This is a genomic window from Companilactobacillus allii (assembly GCF_001971585.1).
GTDB lineage: Bacteria > Bacillota > Bacilli > Lactobacillales > Lactobacillaceae > Companilactobacillus > Companilactobacillus allii.
In genome coordinates this window covers 2060194-2079089 of sequence record NZ_CP019323.1, presented here as the reverse complement: position 1 = coordinate 2079089, position 18896 = coordinate 2060194, and the positions used below count along the sequence as shown (strand labels likewise).

General features: G+C 33.6%; 22 protein-coding genes and 1 riboswitch. Of the genes, 21 read left to right on the top strand and 1 reads right to left on the bottom strand.

Annotated features, from left to right (window positions below):
- Nucleotides 1-10: 10 nt before the first annotated feature.
- The 16 genes from xerD to BTM29_RS10245 all read left to right on the top strand — a co-directional run bounded on the left by xerD (nucleotide 11) and on the right by BTM29_RS10245 (nucleotide 14535).
- Nucleotides 11-898, top strand: a complete 888-nt coding sequence (xerD, locus tag BTM29_RS10320; protein ID WP_076618898.1) for a site-specific tyrosine recombinase XerD — start codon at nucleotides 11-13, stop codon at nucleotides 896-898.
- Between the two features lie 16 nt (nucleotides 899-914).
- Entirely contained in the window at nucleotides 915-1325 is a 411-nt protein-coding gene (locus BTM29_RS10315; protein ID WP_076617178.1) for a RibT protein, read from the top strand.
- On the top strand, nucleotides 1325-2050 hold the full coding sequence (locus tag BTM29_RS10310) for a segregation and condensation protein A (RefSeq protein WP_076617175.1): 726 nt from the start codon (nucleotides 1325-1327) through the stop codon (nucleotides 2048-2050). Before BTM29_RS10315 ends, BTM29_RS10310 begins: the two co-directional genes overlap by 1 nt.
- Nucleotides 2051-2073: 23 nt before the next feature.
- Entirely contained in the window at nucleotides 2074-2607 is a 534-nt protein-coding gene (scpB, locus tag BTM29_RS10305) for an SMC-Scp complex subunit ScpB (RefSeq protein WP_076618895.1), read from the top strand.
- Nucleotides 2594-3313 (top strand): pseudouridine synthase, encoded by a 720-nt coding sequence (locus BTM29_RS10300; RefSeq protein WP_076617172.1) that lies wholly within the window; start codon nucleotides 2594-2596, stop codon nucleotides 3311-3313. Before scpB ends, BTM29_RS10300 begins: the two co-directional genes overlap by 14 nt.
- A 31-nt stretch (nucleotides 3314-3344) precedes the next feature.
- A riboswitch (FMN riboswitch) is annotated at nucleotides 3345-3466 on the top strand.
- Nucleotides 3467-3547: 81 nt separating this feature from the next.
- A complete protein-coding gene (locus BTM29_RS10295; protein ID WP_076617169.1) occupies nucleotides 3548-4099 on the top strand; it encodes an ECF transporter S component in 552 nt (183 codons plus the stop codon).
- A 103-nt stretch (nucleotides 4100-4202) separates the two neighbouring features.
- Nucleotides 4203-5447 carry a LysM peptidoglycan-binding domain-containing protein gene (locus BTM29_RS10290; protein WP_076617166.1) on the top strand — a complete coding sequence of 415 codons (1245 nt, stop codon included), beginning with the start codon at nucleotides 4203-4205 and terminating at the stop codon, nucleotides 5445-5447.
- Nucleotides 5448-5516: 69 nt separating this feature from the next.
- Nucleotides 5517-6176, top strand: coding sequence for a (d)CMP kinase (gene cmk, locus BTM29_RS10285; RefSeq protein ID WP_076617162.1), 660 nt, complete (start codon nucleotides 5517-5519; stop codon nucleotides 6174-6176).
- Nucleotides 6177-6196: 20 nt separating this feature from the next.
- On the top strand, nucleotides 6197-7510 hold the full coding sequence (der, locus tag BTM29_RS10280; protein WP_076617159.1) for a ribosome biogenesis GTPase Der: 1314 nt from the start codon (nucleotides 6197-6199) through the stop codon (nucleotides 7508-7510).
- Nucleotides 7511-7703: 193 nt separating this feature from the next.
- Nucleotides 7704-7979 (top strand): HU family DNA-binding protein, encoded by a 276-nt coding sequence (locus BTM29_RS10275; protein ID WP_048702990.1) that lies wholly within the window; start codon nucleotides 7704-7706, stop codon nucleotides 7977-7979.
- Between the two features lie 95 nt (nucleotides 7980-8074).
- A complete protein-coding gene (locus BTM29_RS10270) occupies nucleotides 8075-9319 on the top strand; it encodes a tetratricopeptide repeat protein (protein WP_076617156.1) in 1245 nt (414 codons plus the stop codon).
- Nucleotides 9320-9336: 17 nt separating this feature from the next.
- Nucleotides 9337-10536 carry a CCA tRNA nucleotidyltransferase gene (locus tag BTM29_RS10265; RefSeq protein ID WP_076617153.1) on the top strand — a complete coding sequence of 400 codons (1200 nt, stop codon included), beginning with the start codon at nucleotides 9337-9339 and terminating at the stop codon, nucleotides 10534-10536.
- Between the two features lie 56 nt (nucleotides 10537-10592).
- Nucleotides 10593-11057 (top strand): hypothetical protein, encoded by a 465-nt coding sequence (locus BTM29_RS10260; protein ID WP_076617150.1) that lies wholly within the window; start codon nucleotides 10593-10595, stop codon nucleotides 11055-11057.
- 102 nt (nucleotides 11058-11159) lie between these two features.
- Nucleotides 11160-13049, top strand: a complete 1890-nt coding sequence (locus tag BTM29_RS10255) for an ABC-F family ATP-binding cassette domain-containing protein (protein WP_076617146.1) — start codon at nucleotides 11160-11162, stop codon at nucleotides 13047-13049.
- A 20-nt stretch (nucleotides 13050-13069) separates the two neighbouring features.
- Nucleotides 13070-14026, top strand: coding sequence for a thymidylate synthase (locus BTM29_RS10250; protein ID WP_076617143.1), 957 nt, complete (start codon nucleotides 13070-13072; stop codon nucleotides 14024-14026).
- Between the two features lie 11 nt (nucleotides 14027-14037).
- A complete protein-coding gene (locus BTM29_RS10245) occupies nucleotides 14038-14535 on the top strand; it encodes a dihydrofolate reductase (RefSeq protein ID WP_076617140.1) in 498 nt (165 codons plus the stop codon).
- On the opposite strand, the gene trhA is transcribed toward BTM29_RS10245, so the two are convergent.
- Nucleotides 14528-15196, bottom strand: coding sequence for a PAQR family membrane homeostasis protein TrhA (gene trhA, locus BTM29_RS10240; protein ID WP_225972196.1), 669 nt, complete (start codon nucleotides 15194-15196; stop codon nucleotides 14528-14530). The genes BTM29_RS10245 and trhA overlap by 8 nt on opposite strands.
- 251 nt (nucleotides 15197-15447) lie before the next feature.
- On the opposite strand from trhA, the gene BTM29_RS10235 reads away from it, so the two are divergent.
- From BTM29_RS10235 to ylqF, 5 genes are read left to right on the top strand one after another with little or no spacing between them, the layout of a single operon-like run.
- Entirely contained in the window at nucleotides 15448-16290 is an 843-nt protein-coding gene (locus tag BTM29_RS10235; RefSeq protein ID WP_076617133.1) for a DegV family protein, read from the top strand.
- A 54-nt stretch (nucleotides 16291-16344) separates the two neighbouring features.
- Entirely contained in the window at nucleotides 16345-17196 is an 852-nt protein-coding gene (locus BTM29_RS10230) for a GDSL-type esterase/lipase family protein (RefSeq protein WP_076617130.1), read from the top strand.
- A gap of 1 nt (nucleotide 17197) precedes the next feature.
- A complete protein-coding gene (locus BTM29_RS10225; protein ID WP_076617126.1) occupies nucleotides 17198-17794 on the top strand; it encodes a YpmS family protein in 597 nt (198 codons plus the stop codon).
- 13 nt (nucleotides 17795-17807) lie between these two features.
- Nucleotides 17808-18032 (top strand): YozE family protein, encoded by a 225-nt coding sequence (locus BTM29_RS10220; RefSeq protein WP_076617123.1) that lies wholly within the window; start codon nucleotides 17808-17810, stop codon nucleotides 18030-18032.
- A 9-nt stretch (nucleotides 18033-18041) separates the two neighbouring features.
- Nucleotides 18042-18896: a ribosome biogenesis GTPase YlqF gene (gene ylqF / locus BTM29_RS10215; RefSeq protein WP_076617119.1), complete on the top strand. Its 855-nt coding sequence runs from the start codon at nucleotides 18042-18044 to the stop codon at nucleotides 18894-18896.

The following is an 18896-nucleotide window of genomic DNA, read 5'->3' as shown; positions in this document are numbered from 1 at the left end:
TAATCAAAAAATGATTGATACAATAGCTGATTATGGACGTTATTTAAGACTTGATAGAGGTTTATCAAAGAATACGATCACATCTTATCAACAAGATTTGTTGGAATTTAGTTATTACTTAGAAAATAACCAAAAAGATACATATCCTGAGGACCATTTTGTGATCACTAATTTTTTTGCCGATCAAGACAAGCAAGGTAAATCTAAAACAACACAGATGAGAATGTTTTCTTCTTTAAGACGTTTTTATCAGTGGTTAGAATTAATCAACAAAATTGAAGTTAATCCGATGAATGAACTAGATGCGCCTAAAAAAGGTCAACATCTGCCAATAGTATTGTCAATGCAAGAAGTAGATTCATTAATTGAATCACCTAATACACAAACACCATTAGGTATTAGAGATAGAGCAATTTTTGAAACAATGTATGCAACTGGTTTACGTGTTAGCGAACTGGTTAATTTGTCAATGAATGATTTACATTTAGACTTAGGCTTAATTAAGACCTTAGGTAAAGGTGACAAAGAGCGATTATTACCAATCGGAGATACCGCTATTAAGTGGATTCAAAAATATTTTTCTGAAACTCGTGATCAGTTGGTTGAAAGATATGGTGAACAGAAAGAAGTTTTTCTGAATTTTAGGGGAAACAAATTAACCAGACAATCTATTTGGCGAATGATTAAAAAATACATTGCACAAGTTGGTATTAAAAAAGATGTTACACCACATACGTTACGACATTCGTTTGCGACAAACTTATTGGAAAATGGTGCTGATCTACGTGTTGTTCAAGAGTTATTGGGGCATTCTGATATTTCAACCACTCAGATATATACTCATATTAATAAAACAAGGATGAAACAAGTGTATGAAAACTCGCATCCTCGTGCATAGGAGATAATATTTAAATATGCTTAATAAATATAGTGATGAGAACAAAAAAATTGCCATGGGATTTTTATCGTATATTCATGATTTGAAAGACATGTCTAATTTAGATCAAGAATTAAATCTTTATAAGGAAGATGAAAATCGTCAGTTGTATCTTTGGAAGAGCAATATTGAAGACTATTCGGGAATTGTGGCACTTTCTTTTTCAGCACATACCGTGTTTATTGAGTATATTTCTTTGAGTCCTTCCTATCGTTCACAAAGTAATATTTTTAAAATCTTTGATGATATTCAACAAAAGTTCTCAAATTATACGATTTTGGGAAACTTTAACCTTAGTGAATTATTAAAAAGTTGGCGTGAAAGCAAAGAGGAAGAGCGTAAATCGTCTGTAGTTACAGGTGAAGATGCATTAGAAAATAATAAATAATGGAAAAATTAAATTTAGTTTTAACGGATTTTGAAGGACCAATTGACTTACTGCTCCATCTTATTAAAGAGTCCAAAATAGATATATATGATATTCCCATTGCTCAAATCACACAGCAATATATTGATTATTTGAATAGTATGAAAGTTTTGGAGTTAGATGTTGCTGGAGATTACTTAGTGATGGCATCAACTTTGATGTCAATTAAAAGCAAGATGTTGTTGCCACAAGCACCTGATGAAATCGACGAAGATTTTGAGATGGAAGATCCACGTGATGAACTAGTTTCACAATTATTGACGTATCAGACTTTTAAAAGGGTATCAGAATATTTTGAACAAAAAGAACAAGTACGTAAGTTGTCTTTTGATAAAGATATGAGTATACCGAAAACTCAATTGGAACAATTTTTAAAGCCTGATTCTGTAGTGCTTGATGATTTGGCTACAACTTTTGCTGAAATATTACGACAACAAAAGAATCGTCAACCACAGACTGAAATTATACAAAATGAAGTCTTGTCAATAAAAGATGCTACAGAAAATATTTTGGATAAATTATCAAGTGTTAAAAGAACAACGTTTAAGTCACTTTTAAAGTTACAAGATAATATTGAGGAAGTTGTTACTGATTTTATAGCTATACTTGAAATGGTGAGTAAGCAACAAATAACGGCGACTCAAGAAAATCTTGATAGTGAATTAATAATTGAATTGAGGAATTAATAATAGTGTATCAAGCAAAAATTATGGCATTACTTTTTGTTGCTGGAGATCAAGGGATAAAGGAACACGATTTAGCACAGTTACTTGAAATAGATAGTGCAGCATTAAGACAAAATATTGAACAATTAGAGATTAAGTTGGATAGTGATGAAAATTCAGGTATTAAGCTAGCTAACTTTAATTCTCAATATAAATTGATTACCAAATCCGTATATAGTGACGTATTAACCAAGTATTTCAAATCTGGCTTAGGAACCAAGCTGAGTCAAGCAGCGTTAGAGGTATTGTCAATTGTGGCGTACCGACAACCAATAACTAGAATTGAGATTGATGATATACGTGGAGTTCAAAGTTCCGGAAGTATCAACACACTTCTAGCTAGGAATTTAATCAAGGAGGATGGGAAGAAGAATGTTCCCGGACATCCTAATCTATATGTGGTTACGGATTATTTCTTTGATTATTTTGGTATTAAGAATTTAAAAGAATTACCTGAAATAGAAAAATTTGAAAATGATGAAACTGAGAACATAGGAGATTTTGATGGAAAAAATTAGATTACAAAAATTTATGGCAGACGCAGGTGTAGCTTCGCGTAGGAAGTCAGAACAAATGATTTCTGAAGGACACGTTGTGGTTAACGGTAAAACAGTTAGAGAAATGGGAATTAAAGTAGATCATAGCGATAAAATTGAAGTAGATGGAATGCCACTTCATAGTGAGAAGAAACGCTATATCTTGATGTATAAGCCCCGTGGTGTTATTTCTGCTGTTAAGGATGATAAGAATAGAAAAGTTGTTACAGATCTTTTGGAAGATGTTGATGAACGTGTATATCCGATTGGAAGATTAGATTATGATACTTCTGGCTTATTGTTGTTAACTAATGATGGTGATTTTGCCAATCTATTGATGCACCCAAGATATCATGTTGAAAAAACATATATTGCAAAGGTCCAAGGCTTTTTGACAGTTGAAGAAATTAAAAAGCTAGAGAATGGTCTGAAACTAAAGGATTATACGACTTCACGTGCTAAAGTACATATCATGTCAAAGGACACTAAAAAGAATACTTCACTTGTAAAAATGGTGATTCATGAAGGACATAATCATCAAGTAAAGAATATGTTTGCAGCCGTTGGTCATCCAGTTGAGAAATTGGCTCGTGAGAAATATGGTTTCTTAACATTAGATGGTTTGGTATCTGGTAAATATAGAAATTTAACAAGACTTGAAGTTGCACAGTTGAAAGATAGACGTTAGTTTGATATATTAATAGTGAAAAATTTAATAAGTTGGTTTTCAGGGCAGGGTGTGATTCCCGACCGGCGGTATAGTCCGCGACCCAGCATTTTGCTGGCCGACTGGGTTTGATTCCCAGACCGATAGTTAAAGTCTAGATGAAAGAAAACAGAGAGGTCTGTTTGCGTATGCCCTATTTAGGTATATTCAAATAGACCTCTTTTCTTTTGGAAATCGGCGGGAAAGGTTGATTTTATGGGAAGAAGTACGTACAAATTTCACGCAATGATTGGAGTAGCCATATTTTCCGCACTGGCTGCTATCATTATGTTTTTTGAATTTCCAGTTTTATTCTGGTTACCATTTTTAAAAGTAGATTTAAGTGATGTGGTAACTATTATTGGAACATTAGCATATGGTCCAATTGGGGGCAGTTTGATAGCCGTTATTAAGGCGGTTTGTCACTGGTTAATCACTGGATCAGGTGTCGCCGGAGTTATTGGTAATGGTGCTAACATAGTTGGAGGAATTTCATTGCTATTACCATTTGGTTATTTTTGGAAAAAGGACAAGAAAATTATGGCGGTCGTTGTGGGAACTATTTCGATGACACTTGTAATGTCCTTAATGAATTACTTCATAGTTATGCCGTTGTATATGAATGTTGTAGGGATGCAACTTAATATGAGTTTGACAAAATATGTTGTTACAGCTGTTATTCCATTCAATATCATAAAAGCTTTGATTATTTCTGCGGGTGTATTTGTAGTTTATCCACGATTAAAAGGTCATTTTTTTATTAAATAATTGTTAAACTGACAGATTTAAGCCTATTTTATAAATCTTTAAAGAAAAATTTTAAAATTTTATGATATGCTTTAAAGGATAGAAAGTAGGAGGTTGGTTTTTAATGGCCGAGAATAACAAAAACAATACTTCTGGTGGTTCTCGTGTACCTCAAACAACTGATGGTATGCAAGGATCCGTAAGTCCTGAAGATTTAAAAAAGTACAATTTAATTCCGTCCAATGGACAGGATAGTTTTGATGATAATAAAAATGATGTTGAAGAGGCTCCAGGTGACGATGGTTACTCAACACCACAACCAGCAGAACCCGTAGAATCTGTGGAACCAAAAAGTGTTCAAGATGATAGTTCTGAAGTTAAAGATAACGATGATAATCAAAATTATGATCACTTACAAGCAAGTAAGAGTAATCAAAATCATTTAAGTCAATCAGAGTCTAATGAAGATGAAAATATTGATTCAGTTCCTCCAGTAACAGGTTTAGTTGATGATAGTGATTCTTTAAAACCTGATACAGACACAACAAGTGAACAATCACAAGTTGAACCAGATACTGAACCAGAATTAAATCAAGCTGACGAAGAACAGGCTGATGATGAAGCTGAAGAGAAGCCTTGGGAGAAGAGTTTTGATTCTGATGAAGATGAATCAGGTCATGTTTCTCGTGCAGTAAGTAAAGAAAAGCAACGTGGTAATCACACATTAGTGGCTACATTAGTAATTGCTTTGATTGTGATTATGTTTATGCCAGTTATTATCCAAGCGGTTCGTGGTAGTAGCGGGAGTAGTGACTTAGATAGTGCACAAACTGAAAAGTCATCTGAAAGTAAGGATAAGGCTGCTGCAAAGAAAAAAGCCGCAGCCAAGAAAAAGGCAGCAGAGAAGAAAGCTGCAGAAAAAAAAGCAGCCAAGGAAAAAGCTGATCAAAAAGCCGCAGCAGAAAAGAAAGCTGCTTCTGTAGCCGCCGCTAAAAAGGCTGCTGCAGCAAAAGAAGCTAGTTCCACAACTTCAGATTCAACAAGTAGTAATAATACTTCGTCGAATAATTCAACTGCAGATAATTCTACTGATGCTGACACAACTAACTCACAATCCACAACTTCGGATTCAACAACTGGTACAGGATCCACAACTGGAACAACTACTGGTAGTACAGGCAGTAATTCTACTTCAACTACATCGACCGATGATAATAGTAGCAGTACAGCTGCATCGTATTACACAGTTAAGCCTGGTGATAATTGGTTTAGAATTGCCTATAACAATAATTTGACCACTGCTCAATTGCAGAGTTTAAATAGTGGAGTTTCAACATTAACTCCTGGAACACAAATAAGAGTTAAATAGTGTAATAAAAAGGGTCTTAGACAATTATGTCCTAGACCCTTTTGTTAAGCAAAAGGAGAAATGCATATTATGCAAATAGCTATTGATGGACCAGCATCAGCTGGAAAGAGTACAATTGCAAAATTGATTGCAAAAAAGTTGAATTTTGTTTATTGTGATACTGGTGCGATGTACCGTTCGGTTACATTGCTTGCAAAAAATCATAATGTAGATTATGGTGATAGTTCCAGCATTTTGAAGTTAATGAATTCACATAGAATTTCTTTTGTTAACAAGGAAGATGGACAACACGTCATGCTTGATGATGAAGATATTTCGGATGAAATCAGAACAGAAGAGATAACTAATAATGTCTCTCAAGTTTCAGCAATCAAGAAAGTTCGCGAAGAATTGGTTGAAATGCAACGCAATATGGCAAACAATATTAATATCGTCATGGACGGTAGAGATATTGGTACAACTGTTCTTCCAGATGCTGACGTAAAAATTTTCCTAATAGCTAGTGTTTTGGTACGTGCTAAAAGGCGTTATAAGGAGAATATTGAACGTGGAATCAATACACCATTAGAGAAATTAAAAGAAGAAATTGCTGCGCGCGACTACAAGGATTCACACCGAGAAATTTCACCTCTAGTTAAGGCTAATGATGCTATTGAAGTAGATTCGTCAAATATGAATATTGAACAAGTTGTTGATAAAATAACAAAAATTATAAATGAGAATAAGTAGATATGTAGGGAGGTAAATTTATGGCAATTCCAGTAGTAGCTTTGGTTGGGCGTCCAAATGTAGGTAAATCAACTATTTTTAATAGAATTATTAATGAACGATTGAGTATTGTTGAAGATACACCCGGTGTTACGCGTGATCGTATTTATGCGCGAGCTGGATGGTTAGGTAAAGAATTTCGTTTGATCGATACTGGTGGTATCGATATGAGTGGAGAACCATTGACCATTCAAATTAAGAATCAAGCAGAAATTGCTATTGATGAAGCAGATGTTATTGTCTTTATTGTTAATGGTCAAAACAGTGTGACTAAAGAAGACGAAGATGTTGCGAAGATACTTTATCGTACGAAGAAACCAGTTATTTTAGCTGTAAATAAAGCTGATAACCCTGAACAAAGAGAAAGTATTTATGACTTCTATTCATTGGGATTTGGTGACCCAAATCCAATTTCTGGTGCTCAAGGTACTGGTATTGGTGATTTACTTGACGAAATCGTTGAGGCATTCCCAGTGGAAGATACTCACGAAGAAGATAACTCGATTAAGTTTAGTTTCATAGGTCGTCCAAATGTTGGTAAATCCTCATTGGTTAATGCGATTTTGGGTGATGAGCGTGTTATTGTTTCCAATATGGAAGGTACAACTCGTGATGCAATTGATACCAAATATCATGATGAAAAATTAGATAAAGACTTTACAATGATTGATACTGCTGGTATTAGAAAACGTGGTAAGGTCTACGAGAATACTGAGAAGTATTCAGTTTTACGTGCTTTGAGTGCAATTGATAAATCTGACGTTGTTTGTGTTGTATTAAATGCCGAAGAGGGTATTCGTGAGCAGGATAAACGTGTTGCTGGATATGCACATAATGCTGGTAAAGGTGTAATCATTGTCGTTAATAAGTGGGATACTTTGAAAAAAGATACTCATACAATGACAGACTTTGAAAACCAAATCAGAACAGAATTTCAATATTTATCATATTCACCAATTCTATTTACTTCGGCCGTTAAAGGACAAAGATTAGACAAAATACCTGAATTAGTTTCAAGAGTATATGATAATCGTGAGCGTCGTATTCAGTCAGCTGTTCTTAATGACCTATTGTTACGTGCCACTTCAATTGCTCCAACACCAGTTGTAAATGGTAAACGTTTGAGAATTTACTACATGACACAAGTTGCGGTTCAACCACCAACTTTTGTTGTTTTTGTAAATGATAATGAATTATTGCATTTCTCATATGAAAGATTTTTAAAGAATCAATTAAGAGAAACTTTTGACTTTGAAGGGACACCAATTAAGATTTTACCAAGAAAGCGTAAGTAGGCCTAAATGACGGTAAAATGAACGCTTTTATAATTATATTTATTAAAAAATGTGAAAATTCATCTTTTATTGTAATTTAGAGCGTAAAAGCTTGTCACATCCCTATTGCTATGGTATTTTGATTATTGGAATGATGAACACAGTCGTCGTTCATGTGTTCTAAAAACTATATAAATCTCCGGAGGTATTACGTATGGCAAATAAAGCAGAACTTATCGATAGTGTTGCAACTAAAACAGGTTTGACAAAGAAAGATGCAACTTCAGCAGTTGATGCTGTTTTTGAATCAATCCAAGAAAACTTGTCAGAAGGAAACAAAGTACAATTAATTGGCTTTGGTAACTTTGAAGTACGTCAACGTGCAGCTCGTAAGGGTCGTAACCCACAAACTGGTGAAGAAATTAAGATCCCAGCAAGTAAGGTTCCAGCATTCAAGCCAGGTAAGGCATTGAAGGACTCAGTTAAATAGTTTTAACCTTGGGGGCGGTCGGATGACCGTCTTTTTTTATGCAAATTATAAATATTTAGATACAGTATTACTTTTAATAACACGGAGGTAAGGATTTGACTAAAGCAGATGAAGTGATGAATACAATTGATGATGGAGATTTCTCAAATGTAGATACTTTGATTAACGAATCATTACAACAAGACGACGACCAAACACAATTTTCTCTAGCTGAGACATTGATGAGTCGAGGCCTATCGGTTCAGGCCAAAATAATCTATGAACATTTATTACAGTTTTATCCTGATGAAGGACAGGTTTTATCTAGGTTGGCAGAAATAGCAGTATCTGATGGTGATTCAGATAAAGCACTAGATTATATTTCCCAGATTGATTCAGATTCACCAGCCTATGCAGAGAACTTGTTGGTTTCAGCTGACATATATCAATCTCAGGGATTATATGAAGTCAGTGAACAGAAGCTATTGACGGGAATAAGGACTTTTCCAGAGGAAGATGTTTTTAAATTTGCGATTGCTGAGTTGTATTTTGATGAGAACCTGTTCAGTAAGGCTCTGGTGTACTATGACATGCTTTTAGATGCAGGGATAGACAATTACTCCGGAATCTCCATTGTGCTCCGTAAGGCTAGTTCTTTGGCCGGAGATGGACAATATGAAGAGGCAATCTCTGAATTTGAAAAATTAAATGCCATTGAATTGAATGAAGATGCCCAATATCAGTTGGGATTTTTGTATAATCAAGTTAAGGATTATAATAAATCCATCCAAACTTTGGAGAAGTTGCTAGAAATAAATCATGATTATCCAACTGCATATTCCATTTTAGCTGATGATTATTTGAATATTAAAAAGAATGATGATGCCTTTAAATATGCTCAACTTGGTCTTAATTTAAATGAATTGGACGAAAGACTTTATCAAATAGCTTTTGATGCGGGGGTGTCTGAGCAACCTGATGAAGCACTAAAGATTATTCAAAAAGGAATCAAAACAGTAGAAACACCGCTGCCATTGATTATTAGATTAAGTGATTTTTATGTTACACAAGGTCAATACAAGAATAATTTGGACTTATTGAGTGACGTTGATATCAACGGAAATCCTAAATTAACTTGGAATCTTGCTAAATCATATTTTGAAACAGATGATATTAAAAAGGCACAAGAGAATATTCTTTTGGTATTAGACGATTATAAAGATAACTTGGACTATTTGACTGATGTTATCGAAATCCTACGTAGTAGCGGTGACAAGGATGCATTGAAAGCAGCTTTAACATTGTATTTGAAACAAGACCCTGATAATTCTGAAATGCAGGATTTAATGGACCAAATCTAATTTTGTGAGGTAATTACATGCGTATTAAACAACTTCCTTCCGATTTCAAAAAGGCATTGCCAGTTTTGGAGGAAATAGAAAAAGCAGGATTTGAAGCTTATTTTGTTGGGGGAAGTGTGCGCGATCACATTTTGGGCTTGCCGATCCATGATGTGGATATTGCTACAAGTGCATATCCAGAAGAAATAAAAACCATCTTTAATCGTACGATTGATACCGGTATTCAGCATGGGACTGTCACAGTATTATTTGAAGAAGACTCATATGAAATAACAACTTTTAGAACTGAATCAGGTTATCAGGATTTCAGAAGACCTGATTCAGTTACTTTCGTACGTTCCTTAGAAGATGACCTTAAGCGTCGAGATTTTACTATTAATGCCTTGGCTGTGGATCGCAATGGTAGAGTTATTGATAAATTCGATGGATTGGCCGATCTTAATAAAAGAGTTATTAGAGCTGTTGGTAAGGCAGAAGAGAGATTCCATGAAGATGCGCTACGTATGATGCGTGCTGTTAGATTTCAGTCACAATTAGGATTTACTGTCGAAGCTGAAACGGCGATAGCAATCAAAGATAATGCACATTTACTTAATAAGATAGCTATAGAGAGGATTCGGGAAGAATTTATAAAGTTGATGCTAGGTAAGTCTTGGCAGATTGGCTTCTCAGACTTTTTAAATCTTGATTTATTCGAATATTGTCCATCTTTTAATGATCAAAAGAGCAATTTGGAAAAATTATTAAAATTAGACGATAAGTCATTTGTTGATGAGCAATCAGCCTGGACGGCTATTGGATATGTCATGGATCTAGAACCAAATCAATTCAACAAAATGCTACGTGATTGGAAAGTTTCTAATAAGTCACGTGAAATTAGTGTTGCGACGGACAAAATGCTCAAACAATTCAAATCTGGTAATTTTGATATCTGGGATATTTATTGTTTAGGTGTAAGTAATTTCGACCGAGTTAAAAGTTTGTGTCAACTATTTAGAATTGAATTTGATGACGATACATTAACTCAAAAAGTAGTAAATATTCCAATAGAATCTAGTCATGATCTGGCAATTACTGGTAATGATGTCATCAAAATATTAGGCATTAAACCGGGTCCAGAAATCGGAAAGTACATGTCCGATTTAGAGCATAAGGTCGTGGAAGGAAACGTTTACAACAATTTTGATAAATTGAGGGAATATTTGTTAAGCAAATGAGTTTGCTGTGGTATCATTGGTTTATAAAGTAATGAAGTATTCGAAAGGGTGGTAATATGACAAAACATGTTTTCAAAGAATTAAAATTCTACTTTAGAAATGATGATACTTGGACAGTGAACCACGGTGAGATGAGTGACGTATGGATTTCGCGTGTAACTACAAGTTATGGACGTATTGCTGGTGGACGTATGCAAGAGATTCACCCATGCAAGAGATTCAGAATTGAAATTTTACCCGAAGCCGACTACATTAAAGATACAGATGTTTCGACAGCTGCCATGGCAGACGGAATGTTTAACCGTGTAATTAAGTATCAAGATATTGAAAAATGTGATCTTGTTTTTGAAGATGATGAGGATAAGGAACCAATGCAGATCTTCTTCCCATTCAAGCAAAAGGATGCTGAAGGGTTAGATAATGTATATCAAACTTCAACAATCTCAAGCAAAACTGGTAATTTATACATTTCAATTGACAGAGATCATACTGTTTTTGATATCTACAATAAAGATTTATAGAAACATAAAGAATCGCTATCTTTTCTGGATAGCGGTTTTTTGTTGCCATTTGATATAATATATAACTATATGTGACAAATCTGAAATACGTGGTGAAATTATTTGAAAACATTAAATATCACAAATGCATACAAATCATTTGGTGAAAGAACACTTTTTAAAAACGTTACCTTTACTATTGGAGAAGGAGACCGTATTGGCCTTCTTGGACTTAATGGTGCTGGTAAAACAACTCTCTTAGATGGAATAATACATCCGGAAGATTTGAATTCTATTGGCTTAGAAAAGCCTAAGAACTATAAGATAACTTATTTAACACAGCAACCAGAATTAGATGAAAATTTATCAGTAATTGATTCTGTCTTTGCTGGTAGTGGGGAGAAGTTTCAATTAATTAGAAAATATGAACGTGCATTGGAGAATTTTAATAACAATTCTACAGATACTAATATTCAAAATGACTTTTTTAAACTTCAGGAGCAAATGAATGCAGCTGAAGCTTGGCAAATGGAGTCAGATGTTAAATCCATTCTTAATAAATTAGGGATCACTGAATTAAACAAAAAAGTTGCAGATTTATCCGGTGGTCAACAAAGACGTGTCGCCTTGGCACAAACTTTGATTTCTGATTCAGATTTATTAATTCTTGATGAACCTACTAACCATTTGGATTATGAAGCAATTGATTGGTTAGAAGGATATTTGAATAAGTACAAAGGTTCAGTATTATTTGTTACCCATGATCGTTACTTCTTGAATACTGTTGCAACTAGGATTTTTGAACTAGAAAATCGCAATGTTACTGAATACGACGGTAATTATGAGAAGTATCTATCACAGAAATCTGATAATGAAGAGATATATGCATCTGAACAACATCATAAGACACAGATGTACAAAAAAGAACTCGATTGGATGCGTGCTGGTGTTAAAGCTCGTGGAACTAAACAGCAAGCTCGTATCGATAGGTTCAAGGGTCTAAAAGAGGATCTTAATGATAAACCTGATGTTCAACAAGATATGTCTATTGATATTGCACAACAAAGATTAGGAAATGATGTTTTTGATATTAAAGATGCAAGTTTGCAATTTGATAACAAGAAAATTATTGATGATTTTAGTTATCTAATAACAAAGGGTGACAGAATAGGTGTTACCGGTGCTAATGGATCAGGTAAAACAACATTTTTAAATACGATAACTGGGAAAATCCCACTGGATTCAGGAAACATTAAAACTGGCCAAACAGTTAAAATAGGTTACTATACTCAATACACTGAAGATATGGATCCTGATAAGCGTGTAATTATGTATCTTGAAGGCATCGGCCAAAACGTCAGAAATACTGACGGTGAACGCATGTCAGCTTCACAACTATTGGATACTTTTAAATTTGATCATCAAATGCAAAGTGCCTTTATTCGTGAACTATCTGGTGGTGAGAAGAGACGTTTATATTTGTTATCAATTTTGATGAATCAACCTAACGTTTTATTGCTTGATGAGCCAACTAATAATTTGGATATTGAAACTTTGACGATTTTGGAGAATTACTTAGAGAGCTTTAGGGGTACAGTTTTGGCCGTATCGCATGATAGATATTTCTTGGATAAAATCGCTGACAAATTATTGATTTTTACAGGTAATGGTCAAATTAAAGAGAGTTATGATTCTTATTCTGGTTATCTTCAAAAGATGAATGAAAAACAACAAGCTAAACATCATGAAGAAAAAGAAAAGAAGCAAGCAGTAACTAAGTCTAAAAAGCCAGAAGAAAAGACAAAGTTGACGTATGCTGAAAAAATAGAGTTTGATAAATTGGAACCTAAAATCGAAAAATTAGATGATGAAATTTCTAAACTGAACGATCAATTGGCTGATGATGCAAATGGATATCAAGATTTAATGGATTTTCAACGTCAATTGGATGAAAAAAACGCTGAAGCTGATAAAATGATGGAGCGCTGGGAATATCTCGGATCGTTTGAATAATTTATTTTTAGGAGAAGAATATGGCAAATACTAATGAACAACAATATTTGGATTTATTGAATTATGTGTTAAATAATGGACATAAAAAAAGTGACCGTACTGGTACTGGTACAATAAGTACTTTTGGCTATCAAATGAGATTTGATTTGTCAAAATCATTTCCACTCCTTACTACAAAGAAAGTTCCCTTTGGTTTGATTAAGAGCGAGTTACTTTGGTTTTTACACGGAGATACCAATATTCGTTATTTGTTGGAACACAAAAACCATATTTGGGATGAATGGGCATTTAAAAAATATATCGAAAGTACTGATTATTCAGGACCAGATATGACAGATTTTGGAAGAAGAAGTCTGGTCGATGAAGAATTTGCTAAAGAGTATAAAATTCAAAAGTCAGCTTTTGACAAGAATATTCTTGAAAATGAAGATTTTGCTGACAAATATGGTGACCTTGGTTTAGTTTATGGTTCACAGTGGCGTCATTGGCAAAAACGAGATGGTGGTTTCATTGATCAAATAGAAAATGTTATTGAACAAATAAAAACTACTCCCGATTCCAGACGTATGATCGTAAGTGCATGGAATCCAGAGGATGTACCAACGATGGCACTTCCTCCTTGTCATACAATGTTCCAGTTTTATGTTAATGACGGTAAATTATCATGTCAGTTGTATCAAAGAAGTGGTGATCTGTTTTTAGGTGTACCATTCAACATTGCTAGTTATGCGCTATTAACTCACTTGGTCGCTAGAGAAACTGGATTAGAAGTTGGCGATTTTGTACATACTTTAGGGGACGCACATATTTATCTCAATCATATTGATCAAGTTAAGACTCAACTTTCAAGGGATGTACATGAAGGTCCACAATTAGAAATAAACTCTGATAAAAGTATGTTTGATCTTGATACGAAAGATATTAAAGTTACAGGATATGATCCAGAACCAGCAATTAAAGCGCCAGTGGCTGTTTAGGAGTTGATTAAATGAAGATTAGTTTTGTTTGGGCAGAAGATAAAAATCATATTATTGGAAAAGATGGCAAATTGCCATGGAGTCTTCCTAATGATATGTTGAGATTCAAAAATATCACGACGGGACATCCCATAGTAATGGGGCGTAAAACCTATGAAAGTTTTCCAAATGGACCACTTTTAAATAGGCTGAATATTGTCCTATCTAGAAATGAAAATTATAAGGTACCTAATTCAGTAGTACTCATAACTGATAAGTCACAATTAAGTGAATATGTAAAACCTGATGAAGAAGTCATGGTCATTGGTGGTAGTTCGATATTTGAAATTTTTAAAGATGATGTGGATCGATTATATTTAACTAGAATTGATCACGAATTCGGTGGGGATACAGTTATGCCAAGGATTGATTATGATAAATTTGTTTTGGTTGAAAAAAAAGAAGGTGTCATGGACGATAAAAATATCTATCCATACACCTTCAAAACTTATCAAAAGAAAATTAATTAACGTAAAAATATACTGAGAAATACATTAGTGCTGTGCCGATCATGACAAAAACATGAAAAATAACGTGGACGTATTTAAGATTCTTTAATAAGTAAATACATGCTCCAATTGTGAATGCAAGTCCACCAGCAACTAATAACCAAATACCAGTTGTTCCAATAGCTTCATAAAGTGGTTTCATGGCAACAATAATTGCCCAACCCATCAGTATGTATAAGAGTGTTTCAAAGAACTTAAATCGACCGACATTGAATATTTTCCAAAGTATTCCAAATATTGCTAGGACCCAGATGACTGATAAGATAATGATGCCAAATGCTGACCCTCTGAGTGCGATTAAACAAAATGGGGTATATGTACCAGCAATCATCAAAAAGATTGAACTGTGGTCAAATATTTGGAAAACGTGCTTAGCCTTGGTGAAATATAAACTATGAAATAACGTCGAGCTTAAGTACAGGAAAAATAAAGTGAAAGCATAAATGAAGTATGCTGTTATTTCTAAGGGATCACCGTTATTGAATCCCTTAATTAATAAAAAAACTGATCCAATAACTGCTAGGATAATACCAATTCCATGAGTTATGGCACTAAAGATTTCATTTTTAATAATATATCTACGTGTGAATGTTCTGACCTTTTTACTCAATTTCAAGACCAACTTTCTATTGTAACTGATTTCATTTTAACGTATAAGGTGAAACTAAACTAACTTTAATTTTTTAAAATATGAGATATTATGAACTCCTAATAATTTGTGTAGGAGTTCATTTTCACTTTCAATATTTACGATAAGTATAATATAATAGAAAAAGATGTTAAAAAATATGAATTAGTTTTTTTAATATGGTGGTATAAATCTGTTATAATTTAAACAATAATAGTGAAAAACCCTATGAAAGAGGGATAAAATTGAGTAAAGTAAAAATCCTTACCGATTCATCGGTACAGATAACTTCAGAGGAAATAAAAGAATATGGAATTGGCGTAGTTCCACTTACAATCAACATTGATGGTAAGACTTATACGGATGGCGTTGATATCACACGTGAAGAATTTGTTAAAGAAATGGATTCTTCAAATGAATTACCAAAAACTTCACAACCTTCGATTGGAACATTTATGAGTATAATCGATGAAGTTCCTAGTGATTATACCGATATTTTGTCACTAAATATGACTGAGTCGATCAGTGGAACTGTTAATGCTGCACGTCAAGTGGCTGAAATGACTGATCGTCATATGGAAGTGGTAGATACAGAGTTTACTGATCGTGCCTTAGCATTTCAGGTTATTCAAGCTGCTAAATTGGCAAAAGAAGGTAAATCAGTAGACGAAATCAAACAAGAGATTCAAAAGATACGTGATCATACTTATTTATATATGGGTGTAACCAGTATTGAGAATATCTTGCGTGGTGGACGTTTGAGCCGTTTTGCAGGAACTTTATCAACACTTTTGAATATTAATCTGGTTTTGACATTGAAGAACAATAGTCTTGATATTGCTAAACGTGGTCGTGGACGTAAGACTATTGAGAAGTATATGAATAATGTCATGGAAGAAGTAAAGAGTCTTGAGAATATAAAGGCCATTGGTATTTCATATGTTGATAAGATGGATTATGTTAATGAACTCAAGGAGAAATTGAGGGAAATAGTTCCTGATGTTCCTTTATTGATTAGAGTTACAAGTCCTGTTATTGCTACACATGCTGGATCAGGGGCTTTTGCAATAGAATTCTATACAGAGTAAACTTAGTAAAAGCTGATGAAAACATCAGCTTTTTTTTGAAAGATGGATTAATATATGAAGAAAAAAAGTACTTGGATTATTATTATTGTTGTTATTTTAGTAGCAATTGGTGGAGTATTAGGTTATTATTTTACTCAATCTAAAACTGAACCAACTACTAATAATAAAACGGAACAGGTAGTACAAAAGAAAAAGAAAAAAATTGTTGTCAAAAAGAAAAGTGAAATCAACATCGTTGCCATTGGGGACTCATTAACTCAAGGTGTTGGTGATTCTAAGTCCGTTGGTGGAGGATATGTAACTAGACTTAAAAGTAAAGTTACAAAGAAGTATAAGGTAAAAACTAATGCATATAATTACGGAGTTTCTGGTGATACTAGTAATCAAATTATGACTAGAATTCAAAATGATGATTCAATGCACAAGGATTTGCCAAAGGCTGATATTATTACGGTTACAGTTGGTGGAAATGACTTCATGCATCTTCTTAAACGTAAGGGACTGGACTTAACGGAATCAGATATAACAACAGAACAAGGCAAATTTGATGAGAGACTGAAGCAGTTATTATCAGATATAAGAAGCTACAATAGCGATGCACCTATTTATTTAATAGGGATTTATAATCCCTTTAGTATTTATTTATCCAATGTTAAATATGCTAAAACGGCATTTATTAATTGGAATAAAGCCTCTGCACAGATTGCTGAGGATCAAAAAGATACATACTTTATTAATATTAATAACTTGTATCAACCTAGTGATAAAATATTGAAAAAAAATGGTGATAATCCATACCTTTATACAGGTGATCACTTCCATCCAAATGGTAAAGGTTATGATATGATGACTGATCAAGTATTTAATAAGGTAAGTAAAACAACTAAGGAATGGCTGATTAAGTAAGATGAAGAGTAGAAATTATTGGAAATATGCATTTTTAGCACTAATAGTACTTTTAGTAGTTAGTTTTGGAATTTTAGGAACAAAGGTCTTAAGCTCTTCTAGTGAAACCTATCAAGTTTCATCTAAAATAGAATCTCAAAATGACAAAGTATTTACAGTTAATATGAATAAAAGTGAAGCCAATAAGATGGCTCAATATTATCTTAAAAATACATTAAACGACGGTAAAACTGAGTATCAAGTTAAATTGAAAAACGATGCCGAACTTACTGGAGCAATTGCGTTTTTAGGATCAAAAATCCACTTCACATTGGTTATGGCACCATATGCTAAGACTAATGGTGATGTGCTTTTAAAGGCAAAAGATATTAAAATTGGAGAGTTATCATTACCAATTAAGTTTGTCATGAATTATATTAATAACAGCTTTAAAATTCCTAATTGGGTCAGTGTTAATAGTAAGAATCAAACAATTCTTTTGAAGTTTACTAAATATACTACAAAAGAAGGATATGGTATCCGTGCTAAAAAGATTGATTTGAAGAATGATAAATTATCATTTGATATTATGAATAATAAGATTACAAGTAAGCAATAGACAGGGAGGAACAATGAGGCGAAGTTTTTATGAGTTTTTGATGACATTGAGAAATGTTAACAGTACCGAGCCGGAAGCTGAATTTGCAAATAATGCACACAGAGATCAATCATTTCCTAAGCAGGAGACTGACTATGAGAAGATCTCTAATTATTTGGAGTTGAATGCTGGTTATTTACCGAGTATGACAATTTTTGACGAAGCGTACCAAAAATATCAAGATACAGATAGAAAATAGGTGATATGTATGGCGTTACAATGGTATCCAGGACATATGAACAAGGCAAAAAATCAGGTTCAAGACAGGCTTAAAATGGTCGATATTGTGCTTGAAATAGTCGATGCTAGACTTCCTTTTAGTTCCAGAAATCCAATTTTGGAACAAATTATTGATCAAAAGAAACATATTATTATTTTGAATAAGGCTGATTTGGCAGACCCCAAGTTAACTAATGATTGGAAAGTTAACTTCGAACAAGAAGGTACACATTCTGTTGAGCTTGATGCTAAGCATAATAAGGGATTGGGTAAAATAAATAATTTGATCCATTCTGAATTAGCTGAAAAAGTGGCTAAATATGAAAGAAATGGTGTAAAGAATTATCGTATCAAAGCAATGTGTATAGGTATACCTAATGTTGGTAAGTCAACGATTCTAAATAGAATTGTTGGCAAGAACATTGCTATAACTGGTAATAGACCAGGTGTAACAAAGAATCAAAACTGGTTGAAGACTAAGTATGATATTGATTTATTAGATACACCAGGGATTCTTTGGCCTAAAATAGATGATCCTAAAGTAGGGATGAAACTTGCTCTTTCGGGTGCTATTAAGGATAAGATATATGCACCTGATGATGTTGCAATTTATGCCTTGAATTTTTTAGAGACACATTATTTGGAGAGATTACAAGATACATATGGTTTAGATAAAAGTGATTTATTCGATCACACAACACCAGAATTATTAATGCTTTTGACACAAAAATTTGGCTATAAAGATGACTATGATCGTGCTTCAAGACGAATCATTGAAGATATTCGTAAGTTAAAACTTGGTCGTGTTACATTTGATGTGCCAGGTGAATTTTATGAAGAGTAA